Genomic DNA, 21,827 nt, shown 5'->3' on the forward strand with positions numbered 1-21,827 from the left:
TCCGACGCATTCCCGATGGCGAAACTCCTCTCCGACTCCGAATTCCTCCGCTTCACCGAACTCCAGCAAAAGCAGGCGAACTTCACGATCACAACCGACGAAGCCGACGAGCTGCGCGAGATCGTCGCGCGGGCGCAAAAAAAGCGCGACGATCGCGCGGCCGCGATGCAGGCGATCGAAACGTATATCGCGCAATTCGACATCACGCCCGATGAGCTTTTCTCAGCCGAGCAGATCGCCGACGCGGCGCGCACTTTCGGGCTGATCCCCGCCGCAAAGAAGGAACGCACGCTTCCGCCGCAACTGACACACAACGGCAAGCCGTATCAGTGGACATCGCGCGCACTGCCCGACGACATCCGCGTGCCGCTCTTCGAAGCGTTCACGTCGGGGCAATCGGTGAAGCCATTCATCGCGACGTTGAAGGACACGTCGCGCTGCGCGCTGACCATCGCACGGCTCGAAAAGGAAACGGGAAGTACGTACGCCGAAGCATTGCTCGACGAGCTTTCGCTGACGCGCCCTCAGATCGACGACGCGCTCGCCAGACTCGCGGCCTAATTTTTGTGCGGCTGCGACGGCGCATCGCATAGCCGCATCCTGAAGCCGACGACACCCGGGTCTTCGGTCTTCGTCAACTCGAAACCGGCATTGCGCGCCAGCGCGATCATGCCGGCGTTCTCGCGCAAGGCTTCACCGATCATCCAGCGCGTACCGCGCTGCTTCGCATAGTCGATGATGCGCGACAGCAGCAGCGATCCCAAGCCCCTGCCCTTCATATCCGAGCGCGCGGCGACGGCGAATTCGGCGGTCTCGTTGTCCGGATCGGCGATTGCCCTAGCGACACCGAGCGTTTCGCCCGTGCCGTCGCCATTTGCCCGCGTGACGATCAGCGCCATTTCGCGGTCGTAGTCGATCTGCGTCATGCGCGCGAGTTGCGAATGATCGAAGCTGCGAACGGCGCCGAAGAAACGCAGACGCAAATCTTCGGCGGTATTGGCGGCGACGAATGCGGCATGCGCTTCTTCGTCCTCGGGGCGAATCGGCCGCACGGTGACGCGCATTCCACGCCAGTCGAGCGTCTCTTCGAGGCTGCGCGGATACGGCACGATTGCAAGTGGCTTGCGATGCGCGCCCAGCGTGAGTTGCGGTTCATGAACGGCGACCGCATCCCGCGTCACGCGCAGAGTCAGGCGCAACGCGACGATTTCTTCGATATAGCAAACGAGTTGCGACAGCGCGGTCAGTGCATTGAGCAGCGTCTCGGCAGGCAGTTCGCGCGAGCGCGGCGAGCGCATGACGAGATCGCGCGAAAGCACGGGATTGAGCGGCGGCAGCGCGAACTCGTGAAGTGCGTCCGCGAGGCCGAGGGCGCCTTCGGCCCTGAACTCGAACACCGGACCGAACACGCGATGGTTGAGCAGCCGCGTCTGAATCTCGACCGCATCGGTCGTGAGCGAGTCGGGCGGTCCCGGCTTCACTGTTATGCCGAAGCGGGCGAACACGCGCGCCGCACGTTCGCCATCCAGTTCGGCGATGCCGTTTCCGAGCGCATTTCGAATCTCGCATTGCGCGGCGTCGATGTCCTCCGGGATATCGGCGGGAAGGCCGTCGGGCGTTTGCATCAGCAACTCACGGCCTTGCCGGAAATCGACGAGGCGCGCGAAGCCGCGCGCGAGCCGGTGCGGCGTCGAATGCACGGGAATGCCGTTCGCGTGGAGTTCATCGCGCGTGGCCGAATCGGCGCATCCGAAAAAGCACGCGAGCAATCCGCGATAGGCATGACGCCGCTCCGCGATCAGCGTGCGCGCGACTTCGGCGACGGGCGCACTGTGCGTCGGCGCATGCACCACGAATACGGTGCCGGTCTCTCGATGCGATGCGAGGGCTTCGAGCGCAGCGCCGAAATCCGCGGGCGTGGCATCGTCGCCGAGAAGAAGTGGGTTGCCCGCGCGTGCCCGAGGCAGCGCTGCGGCCACGGCGTCGCGCGCGGCTGTCGGCCATTGCGCGAGGTCGTCGCCCGCGGCGCCGAAGGCGTCCCGCGCGAGTGCAGCGACTCCGCGATCGCTCGTGATGACGGTCGCAACATCGCTCGCCGCGACGCGGCCGATACCGAGTGTTTCGATTTCGTCGAGCAGATCGTCGAGAGCATCGACGCGGACAAGTCCCGCGCGTCGGAAGGCTGCGCCATAAAGACGGTCAAAGGGATCGTCGCGGCCGGTGCGCAGTATGAGCACAGGTTTGTTTCGCGCGGCGGCCCGTGCGGCGGACATGAACTTGCGCGCCGATCGGACAGTTTCGATGGCGAGCAGGATCGCGCGCGTCGATGCATCGCTCGCGAGGAAATCGAGGATGTCGCCGGAATCGACATCGGCCTCATCGCCGAGTGCGACGATGCGCGAGAAGCCGAGCCCGCGGGCACGCGCCCATCCCAGCACGCCGTTGGTCAGAGCGTTCGATCCGGATACCCACGCGACACCACCCGATTTGACGCTGCATGCGGGCGCGCCGAGACATGCGCCGATTGCAGGCGTCACGACACCGAGACTGGCAGGTCCGATTATGCGCACGAGGAAAGGACGGGCGGCCGCGAGTGTGCGAGCGGTCCATTTGTCCGCGTCGTCTGCTGAAGGGAGCAGTTTGTCCTTCAATGCGGAGCCACCACGCTGCTTCGCCTCACCGACGATCACGACGGCTTTCGTGCCCCTTCGGCCCAGGCGCTCGACGAGATCCGGCCAGGTATGAGGGCGTGTGCAGAGCACCGCGACATTCGGTGCTTCGGGCAAGGCATCGACGTCGGGATAGACGGGTTCGCCGCCCAGCGACTCGTGCTTCGGATTGACAGGCCACAGAGCGCCGGTGAATCCCGCGCACTGAATACGTGCCCATACCATCTCGCCGATGCTGCCCGCACGCGAAGAAGCGCCCACGACGGCAATCGACTTCGGCGCGAACAGGATATCCAGATTGCGAACGGTCATGGCGGCTCCGGCACGAGCGGCAGTGGGGTCAGCGCTTAGGATAGGCGATTTTGTTCTGAGGATGATGACGGGCGCCCCTCTGACGCACCGGCGATGACTTTATGCGCATAAAGATCACGGGACGTCCGCCGTCGCATGTTCGCTTCCGACGCTGTGCGCGCAGGCTTGGGGCGACTTTATGCGCATAAACCTCGGCCAAATGGCCAGCGATGGTCACTTGTTGTGGATTAACACTGGAAAAATATATACGCCGATGTAGAATTCAACGGACTTCAAAATTCGGAGCAAAACGTGGCGGCGGAAATCATAGCGATCACGCAGCAGAAGGGCGGCGTCGGCAAAAGCACGATTGCGATGCACCTCGGTGCAGCCTTTCACGAAAAGAAGAAGCGCGTGCTCGTCGTCGACGCCGATGGTCAGAACACGCTGATCCATTGGTCGAGCGCCGCATCGGACGGCACAAGCGGAATTCCGTTTCCCGTCGTCAATCTCTCGGAGGCTGGCGGGCAGATCCACCGCGAGATCAAGAAGTTCGTCAACGACTACGACATCATCGTTGTGGATTGCCCTCCGTCGATCACCGAGAAGGTTTCCGGCGTCGTGCTGCTCGCGGCGAGCGTCGCCGTGATCCCCACTTCATCGTCGCCTGCGGACTATTGGTCGAGCGTCGGCCTCGTCAAACTCGTGCAGCAAGCGCAAGTGATGAACGAAGATCTGCGCGCCGTCTTCCTCCTCAACAAGACGGAAGAGAAGCGGATGCTCACACGCGAGCTCAAGGTGGCGCTCGAAGAGCTCGGCTTCCCATTGCTGAAGACGCAGATTCCTACGCGCGAGTGCTACAAGCAGGCAATGGCGCTCGGGCTGACCGTGCTTCAAATGACCGATCGCGGCTCACGCCTCGCTGCAGCGGAGATCCGCGCGGTGGCCGATGAGATCCTCGGCATGCTCTCGTGACTTTATGCGCATAAAGGACCCTGAATGAAACCGTCCCAGTTTGCCAAGGGCTTCAAGGCTCGCCCCGATTCGACAAGCAGCGAGAAGCGCACGGCGCTCGACCGTCTCAATGCGATCGATGGCATCGTCGATATTCAACACGTCGGGCAGGCTGCGGCGAACGGCCGATCGAGCGCGTTCATCGCCGAGGAACCCGGTGATACCAATGCCGGACCGGAGTCGGACGACTATCGCATGTGGAGGCGTGCGAACCGCTACACGACGGGGCAAGTGATCGAACTCCCGCTCAAGGCGATCAAACCCAGTCCGTTCAACCCGCGCCATTTTTATCTTAAGACCTCGATCGCGGAGCTGGCTGTCAACCTTGCCAAGCAGGGCCAACAGCAAGCGATTCACGTTATTCCGGACTACGAGAACCCAGGCACGTTCTTCGTCAGCGATGGCGGCCGGCGCGTGCGAGCACTGAAAGAGGCGAACAAGGAAACCGTCAAGGCGGTGGTCGTCGACCTGCCGATCGGTATTCAGAGTTACAAGCTGGGCTACGATCTGAACGTTCAGCGTGACTCGCAGACAGTGTTCGACAACGCCGTGGTCTGGCGACGCTTCCTCGACGAGCAGCATTTTCAGAGCCAGCGCGAACTGGCAGATCATCTGGGCCTCGACGAATCGACGATCGCGGTGGCCTTGTCCATCGCGAAGCTTCCTGAGAACGTGATGCACGAGATGGTCGCGCGGCCCGACCGATTCGGCTCGAACATGGCCTATCAGATCGCCCGCTACCACGCCGCCCGCGGCAGCGACGCCACGCTGCGGCTCATCAACAAGATCACCTCGGACGATCTGAGCACAAGGCAGGTCGCCGATATCGTCAAAGGCCGCGCGAGCGCTCAGGAAGCACCGAAGCCGCCGAGTCGTCAGCGATATGCCCAGCGTCTCGAGATCAAATTGGATGGCGTCTCGGTCGGCGATCTGAAGTCATACGGCGAAGATCGGCTCGAATTGCGGTTGCGCGGTTTGTCGCGCGAGAAGCGCGATGAGTTGCTGCATCAAATCGAAAAGATGCTTCAGGCTGTCGAGACCAAGCAGTGATGCAATGAACGGTCGCCGAGGATTTTTCGGCGGCCGCATTGATTGAGATTTTCTTCGTCGAAAAGCATTGCGGGCCTGCCTGCGGTTTCGGCCGGCCGCGAAGAATCAGCGCGACTGACTCAGCGTAAAGGCCAGCAGGTCGCCATCCGTGGGCTCGCCCCACGTCTTACGAGCCAGCCAGTCGAAAAACGAGGTTTCGGCGAGTTTCGAATCCAGTCCGCGCTTGCGCCAATCATCGCGCATGTGCGTGCCGAGTCCCGGCAGTACATCGTCCTCGAAGGACTGACGCGCGAGTTCCCGTTCTTCCTCACCTTGTTCGTCGTACAGCACGCGCGCTTCCTTGCGGCGGTAGGCCGAAAATTCGCTCAACAAGCGAGCTTTGAGATCGTCGGCGCCTGACACGGCTGCGGGCGTTCGTGAGGCGGCACCGCTCGCGGCGGGCGGCAGCGCCTCCACCGGCGGCGCATAACCTTTCTTGAGCGCGTCCTTGAAGAGCGCTGCGGCACTACGAACCGGCGGCAACGACGTGCTGCGCATGCGCTGTTCAGTCATCTGCAGTGCAGCGCGGATGCGATTTTCCTCACTGTCGGCATATAAGGTCTGAGCGTCCTTCAGTGGAATGCCGATCTTCACCATCCGATCCACCAGCGTGCTATCGAACACATTCGGATGTTCATCGAGCGCGAGCATCGGCTGTTTGCGCTCGGTCACGCGGAACTGAATTTCCGCCACGCGCCGCCCTTCGCGATGCTCCACCAGTTCGACGAAGATGTTCGTCACTGCATTCACTTCAGCGATCGCGGGACGAAGATAATCGCGCTTGAAATATTTGTACTCGCGCTTGGCCTCGTCGCCGGCTTCGGTATCGGGCGTACCCGACAGAATGGGCCGCCACCACTCCCATGTTTCGCGCATCGTCAGATGACTGGGATTGGTGAGATAGCGAACGCAGATCTCGTAGAGTGCAAGGCCAGCACTGCTACGCAACTGGCTCTGGAACTGCAGGCTCAAGCGTGCGTACTGGACGGGATCGAGCAGCTTCTTCTTGATCTTGGGTGCAAAGGAGAATTCGACCCAAACGCGGCGCGTCGTCGGATCTTCGAGAATTTCGGCATCGGCGATCAGCGTCGAAATGCCCCATTTTCGACCGGGCTTCTGACTCGACGTGCCGGTGCTCCACTCGACCTGCACCGACACCATGCGACGCAAATGTTCTTTGACCAGCGCGGTATCGTTCGAGTCGAACGCAGAGTTTGCGACGATATCCGACAAAAGTGCGCGATACGTGTCGCCTGATTCATCCGCCTGCTGAGCAACTGCGAGGAGCACGTTGAACAGCTTTCTCGTGAGAAGCGTGATCTTGCCGCTTTTCGGCTGGATCGCAATGGCTTCGACTGCCTTGCGCAATTCCGCCGAACTCGGGCTGACTACGTCGGTTTTCTTCGCGCGCTTGGTGGCCATGAAATGGTCAAGATCGATATTGCGAGAAAGAATACCGATTGGGGTGAAACCCGTCTATAGGGGTGTCTTCACCGTACAGGGGTGATCCCGGCACCGGCGGGACGGCTCACTGCGGTGCGTTCCCGTAAACGCTCACCACTCACCGATCGCCTTCGTCCCATTCGTGTAATGTCCGCGCGGGTAAACGGATTGCGGCCTTTTTTCCACGCGATGCCACGAGCGGACAGGCGTCCCGAAAATGCTCACCTCAAAAAATTTTCGATGAAACGTCGCGATGTGGCGTGCCCGAGACAGGGCTAGGTTGACTACATTTTCTCGCAGCAAGAGGCCTTCTGGTGCGAATACTTCGATGAGCGGACTCACTCGTAAACCGAACCCGTCTTGCAATTCCCGGAAACACTCACCTTAGACAAGCTGTTCCACGCGACGAGCCTTATTCTTGGGCCTGCAGTGACGCAATCGTGCATCGAGGCTCTCCCGCAAAGACTCACCTTTCACAAATACCGACACCTTGGCGACTGATCCCGAAAGGGCTCACCTCAACTCCCGTAAAGACTCACCCTTTACCGTCCTTGATAAAAAAATCCGCCGTTCCAGGCACTTATATCGCTTTCTTCACATACTTGTGAGCCGATGTGTTCCCGCAAACCCTCACCGATCGCCCGATCGGCACATCCTCCTCTGGAAGCGGCCGCTCCCGAATTCCCTCACCACCCGCAGACCGGAACAACATGGGTTCGAGCTATCCATATGTTTTCACTGCATTTTTACGTTCAGGTCCAGTTTCGGTCAGCGCGAACGATCTCGATGACGCGAATCCTGGTCCCGTATTTCCTCACCATTCCCCAGCGACTGATGGGCAAAACTGCAGAAACGGTCTGCGTCTCTGTTCCCGTAAAGACTCACCTCACGCCAATTTCGACAACGTGAGTGAGACAAAGACGATCCACGCGGTATTCCGGGATTATTTATTCCTCCCGGAAACCCTCACCTATAGACATGTTCCGATGAAATTCGCGGTCCAACGGGGCTTTCGACCCCGGGAAAGCTCACCTTTGTCTCCGATTTTTCCCTGAAAAAGCTCACCACTCGGTAAAAACAACCTGAAAAACAATATAAATCCGGTGTTTCGCAGATTCCCGAAAATTCTCACCTTCGGTCAATGACTCATCGACAGACGCCTTCCACTTGTCAATGCTCACGCGGAAGTGCGTTCCCGAATTCGCTCACCCTCGTGTTTTCAACGACTCCCGAACCCGCTCACGAAACCTCCTGTGCCTACTCACCGACGATCCCGAAGCTCGTCACCGATGTCTCCCGCAGGTCTTCACCATAGCTCCCGTACCATCTCACCCGATAGCCCGCAAACCCTGATGGGATAAGGCTTTAGCGTGGCGTTAACGTTGTTAACAAGGTTCAAGGGTGTTTACTTCTAACACTCTCAAACGTCGATGTGCTTCCCTGTAAAAAGTCACCACTGACTCGAAACACGTGAAACAACAGCATGTCGACGAAATACCGCTAAAATCCAAGCCTAATCATAGGCTTGCAGATACTTCCTCAGGATGTTTCACGAAAGGTGCTGCGAGAGGTCGGTAATATGAGCAGCAAGACGCAAAGTGGTTTGATATTAGCCCGCCTGCACGCGCTTCAACCAAATACGTAACGTTCAACACGTAAAACGTTATGATTGTGATGTTGAACTGTCTATTTCCCAGCCATGGACCAGCATACCCGCGACACACTACGCCAAGAAATCGATGCGATGCGAGCGGCCGGCGCGCGACGACAGGACCTTTCGCAGCACGCATGCAAGCGACTTTTCTTCGACCTCGGTATTCGACCGTCGGTGACCACTGTCCGGGAACTCACTCAAACCGGCAGCGCGAGCGACATCCCGAAAGATATCGAAGCCTTCTGGACCGATTTGCGCTCGGCGCTACATGTGCGTATCGACGCTGGCGCCATACCGGAGTCACTGCAAGAACGCGCGGGAGAACTGCTGGCCGCGCTCTACGACGAGGCGCAAAGGCTTGCGCGATCCGCCCTGAAAGACGACAAAGCACGTCTCGATAGCGCTGTCGAAGCCGCGCAAGCCCAAATTCGCGATGCCGAAATCCGCCGGGAGACGATCGAACAAGCTCATCAGCGTGCGGAGGCGCGCGCCGAAGCAGGTGCTGCACGAATCTCCGCTCTTGAGGCAGAGTTGAAGGCGCTGCGAAGTCAGGGGGCGGACGCTCAGGCCGGTTTGCGCGAAGTCATCATCCGCTGGGAAAAAGAAAACGAGGCGCTGTCCGACCGCTTGCAGTCGGAGCAGGATGGCGCCGCGCGGTTGCGCGACCGTGTCGACCAACTTCAGGGCGAACTGCGTCACAACACGGAACACTACGCCCAGCAGATCAAGGACGCCGTCAAGGAAGCCGAACGACGCGTTCACCCGATGCTGGTCGAACTCGACTCGCTGCGCGGCATGGCCGCCACCTATCAGACGGGCGCCCGCGAGGCGAGCCAGAAAGAATTCGATTTTATTCAACAACTTAGCGCGGCAAGAAGCCGTGCGGACCGGCTCGAGTCGCAGGTACGCGCGCAATCCGACGAAATCGATGCCCTAACTTTCGAGCGCGACGCACAGCGCATCCAGTCCGGCGCGAGCGCCGAAGTCGGCGCGCTGATCGCGTCGCTGGCGGCGCGGGGACGTCTCAGTGCCACCGAGATCGCCGGGCTGGGCACGCAAGTGGATGCGCACGTCGTAGCGCCGGCAGTCTGTCCGGCATGCGAGGCTGGCGAACCGGAGTTGCAGCGTCACGAAGACGAATACGAACTTTCCTGCCCGAACTGCGAACGGACGTCGGGCGTGGCGATATCGAAGCTCGCTGCCGTCGATGGATTCCTGCGATCGGCGCGCGTGAGCGCCTCCTGATCGCGTTGCCCAACGGAAATCGTCAAAGGTGAGAATTTTCGGGATCGCCGACGGAGCCGGACAGGTCCGGGTCAGACTTCCCATCGGCGCGCGCCCGGGCGATATCACGTTCCCGTATTTGCTCACCCATCCATTCCTGCCATGCGCGATGCAGCCGGTGCACGGAGATCGTCTGCTGGAATCCGAGCCACTGTCCGACGCGGTCCGGGTCCGTTCCGTCTTCGAACAACTCCGCGGCGTAGGTATTGCGCAACGTTTGCGGACTCGCCCGTGCCACGCGAGACGCGCCGATGCCCGACGCGGCCACGACCGCATCGATCGCCCGCAGCATCGTGGCCTTGTGCATGGAGCGTCCCGACGGCGCGGCCGGAAACAGCAGTTCGCCTGCGAGACCTGCTGCCTTGCGCTCGCTAATCCAGTCGTCGAGCAAGTCCACCGCGAACGGTGCGAGTCGCGCTTGCCGGATCAACAGCGGATTCGCGGCGTCGACGGTCAAGTAAGGCGCGCCCGCCGCGTAGCAATCCACGGTCAACTGCGCCGCCTCGCCCGTTTTCACACCGCCGCCGAGAAAAACAGCGACCAATGCCCGGTCGCGCCGCTCGCGCCAGCGCTGTCCGGCCGGCACCGCGCCGATCGGCGCAAACAGATGCGCGACGAGTAGCGCGCGCTCGTCGTGCGTGAGAAAGCCGGTCGGCTCGTTGTCGCGTGCTTTGCGCCATGCCGCGTCACCGTCTTGGGCGATGAATCGCGCCGGATTCGTCGCCGCGGATTCCACTTCCCGCACGTGATCCAGCACGCGCTCGATCAACCGCAGGTAGCGCATGCGCTGAGGACGGCGAATATCCAGTTGCGCGACGAACTGCTCGATGACCGGACGTTGCACCGTGTGCAGGGTCGCGCGCTTCGCGGCCAGCCATTCGAGAAAATTTCCCCATTGCGCACGATACACATCGGCCGATGACGCCCTGAACGATTGCTGGGCGAGCCATGCATCGAACGCGGCGTGCGGATCCGCCTGCCAGTCGGCGCGCTGTTGATCGAAGAGATCGGAAGTGTTCGGCATAGAGTTCGAAGGCACGTTGCCCGCTGTATTGCACTGCGCACAGGGTCGGGCCTCGGGCGCGTGGCGTCAAGCGCGAGTGTTCGTCCAGGTGTCGATAACCGTCTTTCCGCGCGGGCGCTTCGTCGAATATACGGCTTCCTGCCATCTACAAACACTTGAGTCAAGAGGAGTGGGCGATGGCCCAGCAATCCTTGAAGGCTTACGTCTATGGGGTCGCCTTCGCGGTGGCGGGTAGCGTCGGCACGCGCTGTCTCGTTTTGTTGCTCACGAATCACGACGACAAACCGCTTTTCCTCGCGGCTACGTGATCAGTAAGAGAAGGATGTTGAGGTGTCTCGCGCCGCGTGCCAGGACGACAAGGTCGATGCGCGTTCCGACGCAGACACGGCAGCGGACTTTGCGCCGTTAAGCAATTCGATGCGAGGAGATGAACCAGGGCACGCGGGCCTTGACGCGTGCCGGATCGACGTGTCAGTGCGCAGCGATAACCGCTTGCGGTCGGCTCTGTCGTGCGGCGCGTTCGTAGGCGTCCACAGCGAAGGCAAAAACAGCGGGCAACGCGTCCGAAGATGCGACATCGACTACGTCGTCGGTTTCGGGAAAATGAAAGTCGTCGGGACGCGCGAACAGTTCGCGCAGTGCGGCTTCATGTCGTCCCGCAAATCCGAGGTCTGCTACGGCCTCGGCCTCGATTGCATGCAACAGCCGCCAGGTCAGGGGAACGCCTTTATCAATATACCGCCCCGCGATCTGACGCGTGATGCGCTCGAGGTCACGTACAGCACGGGCAAACTGCCTTCTGCTTAGATTTTCACCATTCGACTCCATGATTCACCCCTTCCCAACCGGTCTTATTGTACTGTACAAATATACAGTACTTGTTGCAATGAAAATAGCGTCGCGCTAGCCGGTTCGGGTGTATGTGCGATTCCGCCTACGTGCGATTCAGACATGCGCCGCTATGCGCGTCGACGAACGAAGCGCATCGTTGAGCCATGCTTGGGAATTCTCCTGAGCGGAACGTGCAGGGGCGTTTCTGCGTTCGTTCGACGGCACCGCGCGGCCGACAGCGCTGTAAATCACGGGAGAACTGAGATGAATAAGGATCAAGTCGAAGGCGTTGGCAAGCAGGTCAAGGGCAAGATCAACGAGGGCGTCGGCAAAATGACCGGCGACAAGGCTCAGGAAGCGAAGGGTGATCTGCAGCAGGCTGCGGGCAAGGTTCAGAAAGGCGTGGGCGATGCTCGTGAAGAACTCAAGGACAGCGTGAAGAAGAATCCGTAAGACGTGAAAGACGGCGCTGAAATGCTGGCGCCGATTGGAGCGGGACGTACGCGACGTGCGTCCCGCTTTTCTTTGAGCCGGCGTGCCAAGTGCCGGAATTTATGCGCATAAAGGTGCCTGAGCGGGCCGCACGTCAGCCGTGAATGACCACGAGCAGCGCCTTGGCATCTGCCCGTCCCACATTGCGGATTGCATGCGCTTCATCCGCGGCATACCGCGCAGTCTCACCGGCTTTCAGACGACGCGTCGCGCCCGAAGCATCCACTTCGATCGAACCATTTAGCACCGTCAGATGCTCGCGCGTCCCGGGCTCGTGCGCATTCGACGTGAGCGCGGCGCCCGACTGAAGCGTGAGCTCGTACCACTCGAATTTCCCGGCAAGTTCAATCGGGCCCCAGACGCGCAACTGATAGCCACCATTGTCGCCGCTCAAGGTCGGTATCTCGTGCGGGCCGGCTACGCGAATTGCTTCGACGGGCCTCTGCTGCGCGAACAATTGATCGAGGCTGATGCCGAGCGCGTTGGTCAGTCGCCAGGCGACCGCGATCGTTGGATTGGCCTTGTCACGTTCGATTTCCGACAGCATCGACTTCGATACCCCCGCCGCTCGCGATAAATCGTCGAGCGTCAGTTTCCGTTCATTGCGCAACCGCTGAATGATTTCCCCGACCCGCGGCGGTGTCGCGCCTGCGCCTGCGAGGTCACCCGTCTTTCCTTCTGAACCCGAGCTTGCCATGAATCCATCAATCCCTTAAAGTGTTCGGCATATCGGAAATAGGTTCGAAATATCGAACATGTCCGATGCGATGAATGCACTATAACAGGGCTAAGGACCGCGCGGGCAGGCAGCAAGCGCGCGGATTGCATGAGCAGCCACGAACAAGGATTGCGATGAAAGACCGATACCTCTCCCACCTCCGCTCGACGCTCGACGAAATTCGCGCCGCGGGGTTCTACAAAACGGAGCGCGTCATCGCGAGCCCGCAGTCATCGGACATTCGGCTCGCGAACGGAAGCGGCGTGCTGAACTTCTGTGCAAACAATTATCTTGGCCTTGCTGACGATCGTCGCCTGATCGAAGCCGCGAAGGCCGGTCTCGATGCCGATGGCTTCGGCATGGCGTCCGTGCGTTTCATCTGCGGCACGCAGACCGTCCACAAGGAGCTTGAACAGGCGATCGCGCAGTTCCTCGGCACCGACGACGCGATTCTCTATTCAAGTTGCTTCGATGCGAACGGCGGCCTCTTCGAGACGTTGTTGACCGAGGAAGACGCAATCATCAGCGACGAGTTGAATCACGCCAGCATCATCGACGGCGTGCGGCTCTCGAAGGCGCGACGTCTGCGTTACAAGAACAATGACCTAGCGGATCTGGAAGCGCGCCTTCAGGAAGCCGACGCCGCCGGCGCGCGTTTCAAGCTGATCGCGACTGACGGTGTATTTTCGATGGACGGCATCATTGCCAATCTGGCCGGCATTTGCGATCTCGCCGACCGTTACGGCGCGCTCGTGATGGTCGACGATTCGCACGCCGTCGGCTTTATCGGCGACGGCGGACGCGGGACGCCGGAGCACTGCGGCGTGCTGGATCGCGTGGACATCATCACGGGTACGCTCGGCAAGGCGCTCGGCGGTGCTTCGGGCGGCTATGTCGCAGCGCACAAAGAAGTCATCGATCTGCTGCGTCAGCGCAGCCGGCCTTATCTGTTCTCGAACACGTTGGCGCCGAGTATCGCTGCGGCGTCCCTGAAGGTGCTCGAACTACTCGCCAGCGATGAAGGCGCGACTTTGCGCCAGCGTGTCCGTGAGAACGGCGCGCACTTTCGTAAAGCGATGTCAGCGCTCGGCTTCGATCTCGTTGCCGGAGAACATCCGATCATTCCGGTCATGCTCGGCGACGCGCAGCTTGCGTCGAAGATGGCCGACGCGTTGCTCGATGAAGGCGTTTATGTGATCGGCTTTTCCTACCCCGTCGTGCCCAAGGGACGCGCACGAATCCGGACGCAGATGAGCGCGGCGCACACGCCGGAACAGATCGATCGTGCAGTCGATGCGTTCGCTCGCGTCGGCCGATCGCTCGGCATCATTCGCTGAGCGCAGGCGCCGACCTTTATGCGCATAAAGCTATGAGGGACGGCCACAAGCCCTCGACCCTCGAAGAAGCATCATCACGACCAAACGTCAGGATCAATCGCAATGAAAGCCCTCGCCAAACTCGAACGCGCCCCCGGCCTCACGTTGACGCGCGTTAAGCGGCCTGAAGTCGGCCACAACGACGTTCTCATCCGCATCCGCAAGACAGCGATCTGCGGCACCGACATCCACATCTGGAAATGGGACGAATGGGCGCAAAAGACGATTCCGGTGCCGATGCATGTGGGCCATGAATATGTCGGCGAGATCGTGGAGATGGGACAGGAAGTGCGCGGCTTTGCCATCGGCGATCGCGTGTCGGGCGAAGGCCATATCACCTGCGGCTTCTGTCGCAACTGTCGCGCGGGACGTCGTCATTTGTGCCGCAACACCGTCGGGGTCGGCGTGAATCGCGAAGGCGCATTCGCCGAATATCTCGTGATTCCGGCGTTCAACGCCTTCAAGATTCCGCCCGATATCTCCGATGACCTTGCCGCGATTTTCGATCCGTTTGGCAACGCGACCCACACCGCTCTCTCGTTCAACCTCGTCGGGGAAGACGTGCTGATCACCGGCGCGGGTCCGATCGGCGTGATGGCCGCGGCGATCGCGCGGCATGTCGGCGCGCGTAATGTTGTCATCACCGACGTCAACGACTATCGGCTCGAACTCGCCCGCAAGATGGGTGCGACGCGCGCGGTCAACGTGGCGAACGAAAACCTGCGCGACGTGATGAGCGAACTCGGCATGACCGAAGGCTTCGACGTGGGTCTGGAGATGTCCGGCGTGCCGAGCGCATTCACGGCGATGCTCGAATCGATGAACCACGGCGGCAAGGTCGCGCTGCTCGGCATTCCGCCGGCGCAAACCGCGATCGACTGGAATCAGGTGATCTTCAAGGGACTCGAAATCAAGGGCATCTACGGGCGCGAGATGTTCGAGACCTGGTACAAGATGGTCGCGATGCTCCAAAGCGGCCTCGATCTTTCACCGATCCTCACGCATACCTTTCCTGTCGACGACTATCAGCGCGCATTCGACACGATGCTCTCCGGCAACAGCGGCAAGGTCGTACTCGACTGGACCGCCGTCGCGGCTTGAGCGGCGGACATCACTGAGCACTATCCGACGGCGCCTTCGAAAATTCGGCCTGTATGGCGACGTGCACGTCGTCGCCGACGGCCGGATACCACGTCGTCAGTCCAAACTGCGCGCGGCTAAATTGTCCGTCGGCTGAAAAGCCCAGCGTTTCCTGTTTCGTGAGCGGATTCACCGCGTGCCCGTTGAACGTCACATTCAGTGTGACCGGCTTCGTCGTGCCGCGGATCGTCAGATCGCCCGTCAATACGCCCTTGTCGTCGCCAGTGCGCTGGAAAGCCGTGCTGACGAAGACGATGTCCGGATAACGCGCGACATCGAACATGTCGGGCCCTTTCAGCATGCGATCGAGCAGCGGCACGTTGGTGTTGACGCTCGACGCATCGATGCGCGCGCGCACCGAGCTTGCGGACATTCCGTCCGCATTCCAGTCGAGCTGCGCCGTCGTCTTGTCGAATCGGATGACGAAACGTGAGTAATGAAAGTGATCGACGTCGAAGCTGACGTTCCAGTGATGGGGATCGAGTTGGTAGCGCCCCGGCGGCACGCTCGATTCGCTCGACGACACATGATGCGTAACGACCTGCAGCGGCGTGCACGCCATCAAGGCGAGCGCCGCCACAAAAGGAACGAGACGCTTATAACTTTTCATCGTGCCTGACCTCGAAACCGAAAAATAGAAACTTCGGCAAGTTTCGCCGAGATCGTGAAAGCGTGCGCAAGCCGTCACGGTCTTTTCGTCAGCACACACGAAAATGGCGCGATCAGGTAGAGTTCGCCTCGACCTTCATCTCGAAAAAGGCGCCATCGCATACGTGCGACGGCGGAGAACACATGCGCACCTGGTTGTCCCGTTTCCGCACTTTCCGCGCGCACTGGTTGACGGCCGCTGCTTTGGCCACGTCGGCATGGACGCCCGCCGCGCACGCGAGCTGGTGTGGGGACGGCCTCTGGGTCGACGCGATGATCGCCTCGTATCACGTTCATCCGGACAAGGATTTCGAGCAATTCAATCCCGGCATCGGCGTGGAATGCTGGGTCGCGCCGCAATGGGCCGTCACCGGCGGCTACTTTCGCAACTCGCTGTCGAAGCCGTCGTTCTATGGCGGCGGCGTGTGGGGACCGGACTTCCTTCATTGGCATTACGTCAGGCTCGCCGTGATGGCCGGTCTCATTTCCGGCTACGACTACGGCAGCTATGGCATCGGTCATAACCATACGGTCGGTCCGGTTGCCGCGCCGCTCATCATGCTGGAATACAAGCGCGTCGGCGCGAACATCATCCTGATTCCGCCGATACCTTCGAGCGACCTTCCGTTCACGCTCGGTTTCATGCTCAAAGTGAAATTCTAGGTAATCCTGAATAATCTCACCTCTCGTCCCACACGCTCTCCGATCCCGGATCGCTCAGACAGGCGGCATTGACTCGAACCGCGCTTCACCTCGAGCGCGCCGCGTGCTGGAGGCACTCCAGCAACAACGTAGCGGCGGGCGTCAGCGGGCTATCGCGCCGGGTCACGACTCTGACCGACACCGCGGGCAACGGATCGTCGATCGGGAAGATCGAGAGGCCCTCGCTGACCCATTGATGTTCGAGCAAGGCGGCAGGCATCGAAGCCAGCACATCCGAGCCGCGCAGCAAGCCATGCGCGATGATGAAGCTTGGGCACTCGATCACGCGCTTGGGCACCATCAAACCGCGCTCGGCGTATGAATCGAGGAGCGCCTGCGTCGAGCTTTCCGGCGATGGATTCAGCAACCACTCCGCATCCGACAATTCCGCCAGCGACGTGCAGTGCCGCAGCGGATGATCCGCGCGCCCGACGATCGCCGAGCGGCTTTCGTACAACTCGATGTGATCGAACTCCGGCGCGAGGTGCTCGGGCACCACGACCGCCACGACGAAGTCGAGCGAGCCGTCGCGCAAACGCGGCATCGCGACGCCCGGAAAACCCTCGATGAAACTCACGCGCGCGTTGGGCATCTGCTTGCGAAACGCGCGATACGCCTGCGGCAGTATCGATAGCGCGGCGGTCGGCGTGACGGCCGCGCTCACGCTTCCCGCACCCGCGCCTTTCATCTCCGCGATGTCGTCTTCGGCGCGGCGCATCTCGCTCACGATCAAATGCGCCCGCACGCGCAACTGCTGCCCGAACGCGGTCAACTGGACGCCGCGCGCGGTGCGCAACACGAGCGGCACGCCGAGATCCTGCTCCAGTTCCTTGATCGCCTTCGTCAGCGCCGCCTGCGACAAATGAAGGCTGCGCGCGGCCGCGCGGATGCTGCCTTGCTCGGCGGTTGTCAGAAACGCACGCAACTGGTGAAACTTCATGCTCATGAGCGACACCCTAGGGTTAGCACCGACAACTGATGGTAATCACGCAATAAATTTACCGTCTTTTGGTTTGCTTTTCGGCTTTATATGCTTGGGACACGTTGAAACCGCATCGAGCAAGGAGTGTCACATGCTGTCAGTCGAGCCCGTCATCCCCGGCATTGCCGCCATCGCATCGGAATTCGTCGATGTTCGCCGGCGCATCCATGCGCATCCGGAGCTTGCGTATGAAGAGACGCAAACCAGCGATCTCGTCGCGGGATTGCTCGCGCAATGGGGCTACGAAGTGCATCGCGGGCTGGGCAAGACGGGCGTCGTCGGCGTGCTGAGCGAAGGCGAGGGCGGCAAGCGCATCGGCCTGCGTGCCGACATGGACGCATTGCCGATCGAGGAAGCCACCGGCCTGCCGTATTCGAGCAAGCACGCCCGTACGATGCACGCATGCGGCCACGACGGCCACACCGCGATGCTCCTGTGCGCCGCGCGCTATCTCGCCGAGAGCCGCCAGTTCTCGGGCACGCTGATCGTGATCTTCCAGCCCGCCGAGGAGGGCGAGGCGGGCGCGCGCGCGATGATCGAGGACGGTCTCTTCGAGAAATTCCCGTGCGACGCCGTGTTCGGCCTGCACAACATGCCCGGCCTGCCCGCGGGCGACATGTTCTTCACGCCGGGCCCGGGCATGGCGTCGTCGGACCGCGTGAACATTACGGTGCGCGGCGTCGGCGGTCATGGCGCGATGCCGCACGTCGCCTGCGATCCGATGCCCGCGGTCGCATCGATCATGCTCGGCCTGAACAGCATCGTCGCGCGCGAAATCGATGCGCAGAAGTCCGCGGTCGTCACCGTCGGCAGCGTGCAGGCGGGCGAGGCGTGCAACGTGATTCCCGATACCGCGCTGATGAAGCTCTCCGTGCGCGCGCTCGACGCGGGCGTGCGCAAGCAGCTTCAGGAACGCATTACCGCGCTCGTGAACGCGCAGGCGCTGGCGTTCGGCTGCACGGCCGCGATCGACTACGAACTCGGCTATCCGGTGCTCGTGAATCACGCGGAGCCGACCGCCTTCGCTACCGATGTCGCGACGAAAATGCTCGGCGCGCAACGCGTCGATCCGGCCGCGAAGCCGCTGATGGGCAGCGAAGACTTCTCGTTCATGCTCGAAGCCTGTCCGGGCACGTATGCGTGGATTGGCAACGGCGTCGGCTCGAAGGGCGGCTGCATGGTGCACAACCCCGGCTACGACTTCAACGACGACATCCTTGCGATCGGCGCGAGCTATTGGGTGCGCCTGGCAGAAGCCTGGCTCGCCGACTGACCTCTTCGGAACACATCATGAACGCACCTACTCTCGCCAGCGCGCCGGCGAACGCATCGACGCAAACCAGCCGTGCAGCGCGCACACGGCTCGTGATGGCCGCGGCGGTCGGCAACGCGCTCGAGTTCTACGACTTCACGGTCTATGCGTTCTTCGCGCTCGTCATCGGCAAGCTGTTCTTTCCGGTGCACGATCCGGTCGGCCAGTTGCTGCTCGCGGTGGCGAGCTTCGGCGTCGGATTCTTCACGCGTCCCGTGGGCGGCTTGCTGATCGGCATGTACGCCGATCGCGCCGGCCGCAAGAAGGCGATGCTGCTCACGCTCGGCCTGATGGCGCTCGGCACCGCGATGATCGCCGTCGCGCCGACGTTCGCGCAGGCCGGGCTCGCGGCGCCGGTCATCCTCGTGATCGCGCGGCTCATTCAGGGCTTTTCGGCGGGCGGCGAAGTGGGCGCATCGACGACGCTGCTGCTCGAGCAGGCGCCTGCCAACCGTCGTGGATTCTATGCATCGTGGCAGTTCGCGAGCCAGGGTCTGTCCGCGCTCGCGGGCGCGTTGACGGGCGTCGCGCTGACGGCATCGCTCACGCCGGCGCAACTCGAAAGCTGGGGTTGGCGCGTGCCGTTCATCATCGGCACCGCGATCGTGCCGGTCGGCTGGTGGCTGCGTCGCACGATGGAAGAAGCGCCGCGTGAAAGCGTCGCGAGCGCTCCGAAAGCGCCGAAGATTCCGCTCGTCACCGTGCTGCGCGAACATGGCCGCGCGGTGCTCAACGGACTGGGCCTGACGATCGGCGGCACGTCGGCCCACTTCATCATCGTGTTCTATCTGTCGATCTACGGCGTGAAGACACTCGGCCTGCCGAGCTGGACGGCGATGCTTTCGGGCTGCGTGTCGGGCGCGATTCTCTTCGTCGTCGCGCCGATCGGCGGCTATCTGTCGGATCGCATCGGCCGCAACAAGCTTGCACAGACGACGCGAATCCTGCTGATGCTCGCGATCTGGCCAGCCTTCGCGCTCCTGAACCAGTCGCCGACGACCGGCACGCTGCTCGCGGTCGTCACGGCGCTCTCCATCGTGCATTCGCTCAACGTCGGTCCGACCGGCGCGATGCTCGGCGAACTGTTTCCGCGCTCGGTGCGGGCGACGGGCGCGGCCATCGTCTACAGTCTGGGCGTCGCGATCTTCGGCGGCTTCGCGCAATTCTTCGTGACCTCGCTCATCGTCATCACGAAGAGCGTGATGGCGCCCGCGTGGTATGTGATCGGCTGCGGCACGCTCTCGGTGATCGCGGTGGCATGCATGCGCGAACGCTCTCACGAGACGCTCGACTGATCGTCAAATCTTGCGCGAGACGCGCGCCGGATGCGTAGCGAGGTGTATAACTCGACGTGTCCGGGTTTCGAAAGGCCGCCCGCGCGGCCTTTTTTTTGCTGGATCCCACACTATGAAGAGAGCGCGATAAAAGGGGACTTCCATGCGCAAGCTACGCTCGCAAAGCTGGTTCGGCGGTAACGACAAAGACGCCTTCATTCATCGCTCATGGATGAAGAACCAAGGCATTCCTCACGATCAGTTCGATGGCCGGCCGGTCATCGGCATCTGCAATACATGGTCGGAACTCACGCCGTGCAATGCACATTTCCGCGAGCTCGCGGAATACGTGAAGCGCGGCGTGCGCGAGGCGGGCGGCTTTCCGCTGGAATTTCCGGTGATGTCGCTCGGCGAATCGAATCTGCGGCCCACGGCCATGCTGTTTCGCAATCTCGCGTCGATGGATGTCGAAGAGTCCATTCGCGGCAATCCTATCGATGGCGTGATTCTTCTCGTCGGCTGCGACAAGACCACGCCCGCCCTGCTGATGGGCGCGGCATCGTGCAACCTGCCCGCGCTCGCGGTATCGGGCGGGCCGATGCTCAACGGGCGCTTTCGCGGCCGCACCATCGGTTCGGGCACGGGTGTCTGGCAGATGTCGGAAGAAGTGCGCGCGGGCACGATGACGCGGGAAGAATTTGTCGAGGCCGAGTCGTGCATGAACCGCTCGCGAGGCCATTGCATGACGATGGGCACGGCCTCCACGATGGCCTCGATGGTCGAATCGCTCGGCATGGGCCTGCCGCACAACGCCGCGATTCCCGCCGTCGATGCGCGCCGTCAGGTGCTCGCGCACATGGCGGGACGACGCATCGTCGATATGGTCAAGGAGGATCTCACGATGGACAAGATCCTCACGCGCGAGGCCTTCGAGAACGCGATACGCACGAACGCGGCCATCGGCGGATCGACGAATGCGGTCGTGCATCTGATCGCACTGGCGAAGCGTATCGGCGTGGAGCTTAAGCTCGAAGACTGGGAGCTGGGCAGCAACGTGCCGTGTCTCGTGAACCTGCAGCCATCGGGCGAGTACCTGATGGAAGACTTCTATTACGCGGGCGGCTTGCCCGCTGTGTTGCGTCAGCTCGGCGAACAAGGCTTGCTGCATCGCGATGCGCTCACGGTGAACGGCCGCACGATCTGGAACAACGTGAGCGAAGCGTCGAACTACGACGAGAAGGTCATCACCCGCTTCGAGAAACCGTTCAAGCCGCACGCGGGCATCGCGGTGCTGAAGGGCAATCTCGCGCCCAACGGAGCGGTCATCAAGCCGTCGGCGGCGACGGAATCGTTGCTGAAGCATCGCGGGCGGGCGGTCGTGTTCGAGAACGTCGAAGAGCTTCACGCGAAAGTCGACGACGATTCGCTCGATATCGACGAGCACTGCATCATGGTGTTGAAGGGCGCGGGGCCGAAGGGCTATCCCGGTTTCGCGGAAGTCGGCAACATGCCGCTGCCGAAAAAGGTGCTGCAAAAAGGCATCACCGACATGGTTCGCATCTCCGACGGCCGCATGAGCGGCACGGCCTACGGTGCGGTCGTGCTGCACGTATCGCCGGAAGCGGCGGCGGGCGGACCGCTCGCGCTCGTGCAGACGGGCGACATGATCGAGCTCGACGTACAAGCGCGCCGTCTGCATCTCGACGTGTCGGACGAAGAGCTCGCCAGGCGCCGCGCCGCATGGCAGGCACCCGAGTTGCCGAAGCGCGGTTACTACCGCTTGTATGTCGAGCACGTGTTGCAGGCGGATCAGGGCGCGGACCTGGACTTCCTCGTCGGTTCGAGCGGCGCGTCCGTGCCGCGCGATTCACATTGAGCGGAGGT

General features: G+C 61.6%; 18 protein-coding genes and 2 pseudogenes. 13 read left to right on the top strand and 7 right to left on the bottom strand.

All coding sequences use genetic code 11. The features are described from left to right. Positions 1-15: 15 nt before the first annotated feature. A complete protein-coding gene (locus U4Y90_RS27790) occupies positions 16-561 on the top strand; it encodes a hypothetical protein (RefSeq protein WP_321799441.1) in 546 nt (181 codons plus the stop codon). Here U4Y90_RS27790 and U4Y90_RS27795 read toward each other — a convergent pair. Further along, positions 558-2,981 carry a GNAT family N-acetyltransferase gene (locus tag U4Y90_RS27795; protein WP_321799443.1) on the bottom strand — a complete coding sequence of 808 codons (2,424 nt, stop codon included), beginning with the start codon at positions 2,979-2,981 and terminating at the stop codon, positions 558-560. The two genes, U4Y90_RS27790 and U4Y90_RS27795, sit on opposite strands and share 4 nt — an antisense overlap. A gap of 291 nt (positions 2,982-3,272) precedes the next feature. On the opposite strand from U4Y90_RS27795, the gene parA reads away from it, so the two are divergent. The 3 genes and pseudogenes from parA to U4Y90_RS27805 form a co-directional block, all read left to right on the top strand. Continuing rightward, positions 3,273-3,935, top strand: coding sequence for a ParA family partition ATPase (parA, locus tag U4Y90_RS27800; RefSeq protein WP_321799445.1), 663 nt, complete (start codon positions 3,273-3,275; stop codon positions 3,933-3,935). Positions 3,936-3,959: 24 nt separating this feature from the next. Next, positions 3,960-4,065, top strand: a pseudogene (locus U4Y90_RS36195) (chromosome partitioning protein ParB); the annotation flags it as partial. Between the two features lie 77 nt (positions 4,066-4,142). Further along, positions 4,143-5,024: pseudogene (locus tag U4Y90_RS27805) on the top strand (ParB/RepB/Spo0J family partition protein); the annotation flags it as partial. A 105-nt stretch (positions 5,025-5,129) separates the two neighbouring features. On the opposite strand, the gene U4Y90_RS27810 reads toward U4Y90_RS27805, so the two are convergent. Continuing rightward, on the bottom strand, positions 5,130-6,485 hold the full coding sequence (locus tag U4Y90_RS27810; protein ID WP_321799448.1) for a replication initiation protein: 1,356 nt from the start codon (positions 6,483-6,485) through the stop codon (positions 5,130-5,132). 1,720 nt (positions 6,486-8,205) lie between these two features. On the opposite strand from U4Y90_RS27810, the gene U4Y90_RS27815 reads away from it, so the two are divergent. Then, complete coding sequence (locus tag U4Y90_RS27815; RefSeq protein ID WP_321799450.1) at positions 8,206-9,405, top strand: DNA-binding protein; 1,200 nt, start codon at positions 8,206-8,208, stop codon at positions 9,403-9,405. Positions 9,406-9,427: 22 nt separating this feature from the next. Here U4Y90_RS27815 and U4Y90_RS27820 read toward each other — a convergent pair whose 3' ends face one another. Continuing rightward, a complete protein-coding gene (locus tag U4Y90_RS27820; protein WP_321799451.1) occupies positions 9,428-10,468 on the bottom strand; it encodes a tyrosine-type recombinase/integrase in 1,041 nt (346 codons plus the stop codon). A 176-nt stretch (positions 10,469-10,644) separates the two neighbouring features. Between U4Y90_RS27820 and U4Y90_RS27825 the strand changes: the two genes are divergently transcribed. Beyond that, the gene (locus U4Y90_RS27825; protein WP_321799453.1) at positions 10,645-10,776 is read left to right on the top strand and encodes a hypothetical protein; all 132 of its coding nucleotides are present in this window, start codon (positions 10,645-10,647) and stop codon (positions 10,774-10,776) included. A gap of 163 nt (positions 10,777-10,939) precedes the next feature. Here U4Y90_RS27825 and U4Y90_RS27830 read toward each other — a convergent pair whose 3' ends face one another. Further along, positions 10,940-11,296: a DUF2471 family protein gene (locus tag U4Y90_RS27830; RefSeq protein WP_321799455.1), complete on the bottom strand. Its 357-nt coding sequence runs from the start codon at positions 11,294-11,296 to the stop codon at positions 10,940-10,942. Between the two features lie 267 nt (positions 11,297-11,563). Here U4Y90_RS27830 and U4Y90_RS27835 point away from each other — a divergent pair, with 267 nt between their 5' ends. Then, entirely contained in the window at positions 11,564-11,752 is a 189-nt protein-coding gene (locus U4Y90_RS27835; protein ID WP_321799457.1) for a CsbD family protein, read from the top strand. 133 nt (positions 11,753-11,885) lie between these two features. Here U4Y90_RS27835 and U4Y90_RS27840 read toward each other — a convergent pair whose 3' ends face one another. Beyond that, positions 11,886-12,488 carry an XRE family transcriptional regulator gene (locus U4Y90_RS27840; RefSeq protein ID WP_321799459.1) on the bottom strand — a complete coding sequence of 201 codons (603 nt, stop codon included), beginning with the start codon at positions 12,486-12,488 and terminating at the stop codon, positions 11,886-11,888. A 155-nt stretch (positions 12,489-12,643) separates the two neighbouring features. Here U4Y90_RS27840 and U4Y90_RS27845 point away from each other — a divergent pair, with 155 nt between their 5' ends. Both U4Y90_RS27845 and tdh read left to right on the top strand, forming a co-directional pair. Continuing rightward, positions 12,644-13,846 (top strand): glycine C-acetyltransferase, encoded by a 1,203-nt coding sequence (locus U4Y90_RS27845; protein WP_321799460.1) that lies wholly within the window; start codon positions 12,644-12,646, stop codon positions 13,844-13,846. Positions 13,847-13,948: 102 nt separating this feature from the next. Continuing rightward, positions 13,949-14,986, top strand: coding sequence for an L-threonine 3-dehydrogenase (tdh, locus tag U4Y90_RS27850; RefSeq protein ID WP_321799461.1), 1,038 nt, complete (start codon positions 13,949-13,951; stop codon positions 14,984-14,986). Positions 14,987-14,996: 10 nt separating this feature from the next. Here tdh and U4Y90_RS27855 read toward each other — a convergent pair whose 3' ends face one another. Continuing rightward, positions 14,997-15,635: a YceI family protein gene (locus tag U4Y90_RS27855; protein WP_321799462.1), complete on the bottom strand. Its 639-nt coding sequence runs from the start codon at positions 15,633-15,635 to the stop codon at positions 14,997-14,999. Between the two features lie 182 nt (positions 15,636-15,817). On the opposite strand from U4Y90_RS27855, the gene U4Y90_RS27860 reads away from it, so the two are divergent. Continuing rightward, the gene (locus U4Y90_RS27860) at positions 15,818-16,336 is read left to right on the top strand and encodes a hypothetical protein (RefSeq protein ID WP_321799464.1); all 519 of its coding nucleotides are present in this window, start codon (positions 15,818-15,820) and stop codon (positions 16,334-16,336) included. Positions 16,337-16,421: 85 nt separating this feature from the next. On the opposite strand, the gene U4Y90_RS27865 is transcribed toward U4Y90_RS27860, so the two are convergent. Beyond that, positions 16,422-17,315 (bottom strand): LysR substrate-binding domain-containing protein, encoded by an 894-nt coding sequence (locus U4Y90_RS27865; RefSeq protein WP_321799528.1) that lies wholly within the window; start codon positions 17,313-17,315, stop codon positions 16,422-16,424. Between the two features lie 133 nt (positions 17,316-17,448). On the opposite strand from U4Y90_RS27865, the gene U4Y90_RS27870 reads away from it, so the two are divergent. From U4Y90_RS27870 to U4Y90_RS27880, 3 genes are all read left to right on the top strand, one after another. Then, complete coding sequence (locus U4Y90_RS27870) at positions 17,449-18,630, top strand: M20 aminoacylase family protein (protein WP_321799466.1); 1,182 nt, start codon at positions 17,449-17,451, stop codon at positions 18,628-18,630. 17 nt (positions 18,631-18,647) lie between these two features. After that, the gene (locus U4Y90_RS27875) at positions 18,648-19,964 is read left to right on the top strand and encodes an MFS transporter (RefSeq protein WP_321799468.1); all 1,317 of its coding nucleotides are present in this window, start codon (positions 18,648-18,650) and stop codon (positions 19,962-19,964) included. 142 nt (positions 19,965-20,106) lie between these two features. Beyond that, positions 20,107-21,819, top strand: coding sequence for an IlvD/Edd family dehydratase (locus U4Y90_RS27880; RefSeq protein WP_321799470.1), 1,713 nt, complete (start codon positions 20,107-20,109; stop codon positions 21,817-21,819). The last annotated feature ends 8 nt before the right edge of the window (positions 21,820-21,827 follow it).

Source organism: Caballeronia sp. J97 (genome assembly GCF_905220305.1).
Classification (GTDB): domain Bacteria; phylum Pseudomonadota; class Gammaproteobacteria; order Burkholderiales; family Burkholderiaceae; genus Caballeronia.

Coding starts and splice junctions, on each gene's coding strand:
- U4Y90_RS27840 (WP_321799459.1), bottom strand. CDS start 12,488: ATGGCAAGCTCGGGTTCAGAAGGAAAGACGGGTGACCTCGCAGGCGCA.
- U4Y90_RS27835 (WP_321799457.1), top strand. CDS start 11,564: ATGAATAAGGATCAAGTCGAAGGCGTTGGCAAGCAGGTCAAGGGCAAG.
- U4Y90_RS27860 (WP_321799464.1), top strand. CDS start 15,818: ATGCGCACCTGGTTGTCCCGTTTCCGCACTTTCCGCGCGCACTGGTTG.
- U4Y90_RS27790 (WP_321799441.1), top strand. CDS start 16: ATGGCGAAACTCCTCTCCGACTCCGAATTCCTCCGCTTCACCGAACTC.
- U4Y90_RS27825 (WP_321799453.1), top strand. CDS start 10,645: ATGGCCCAGCAATCCTTGAAGGCTTACGTCTATGGGGTCGCCTTCGCG.
- U4Y90_RS27865 (WP_321799528.1), bottom strand. CDS start 17,315: ATGAAGTTTCACCAGTTGCGTGCGTTTCTGACAACCGCCGAGCAAGGC.
- tdh (WP_321799461.1), top strand. CDS start 13,949: ATGAAAGCCCTCGCCAAACTCGAACGCGCCCCCGGCCTCACGTTGACG.
- U4Y90_RS27830 (WP_321799455.1), bottom strand. CDS start 11,296: ATGGAGTCGAATGGTGAAAATCTAAGCAGAAGGCAGTTTGCCCGTGCT.
- U4Y90_RS27815 (WP_321799450.1), top strand. CDS start 8,206: ATGGACCAGCATACCCGCGACACACTACGCCAAGAAATCGATGCGATG.
- U4Y90_RS27880 (WP_321799470.1), top strand. CDS start 20,107: ATGCGCAAGCTACGCTCGCAAAGCTGGTTCGGCGGTAACGACAAAGAC.
- U4Y90_RS27820 (WP_321799451.1), bottom strand. CDS start 10,468: ATGCCGAACACTTCCGATCTCTTCGATCAACAGCGCGCCGACTGGCAG.
- U4Y90_RS27795 (WP_321799443.1), bottom strand. CDS start 2,981: ATGACCGTTCGCAATCTGGATATCCTGTTCGCGCCGAAGTCGATTGCC.
- U4Y90_RS27875 (WP_321799468.1), top strand. CDS start 18,648: ATGAACGCACCTACTCTCGCCAGCGCGCCGGCGAACGCATCGACGCAA.
- U4Y90_RS27845 (WP_321799460.1), top strand. CDS start 12,644: ATGAAAGACCGATACCTCTCCCACCTCCGCTCGACGCTCGACGAAATT.
- U4Y90_RS27810 (WP_321799448.1), bottom strand. CDS start 6,485: ATGGCCACCAAGCGCGCGAAGAAAACCGACGTAGTCAGCCCGAGTTCG.
- U4Y90_RS27870 (WP_321799466.1), top strand. CDS start 17,449: ATGCTGTCAGTCGAGCCCGTCATCCCCGGCATTGCCGCCATCGCATCG.
- U4Y90_RS27855 (WP_321799462.1), bottom strand. CDS start 15,635: ATGAAAAGTTATAAGCGTCTCGTTCCTTTTGTGGCGGCGCTCGCCTTG.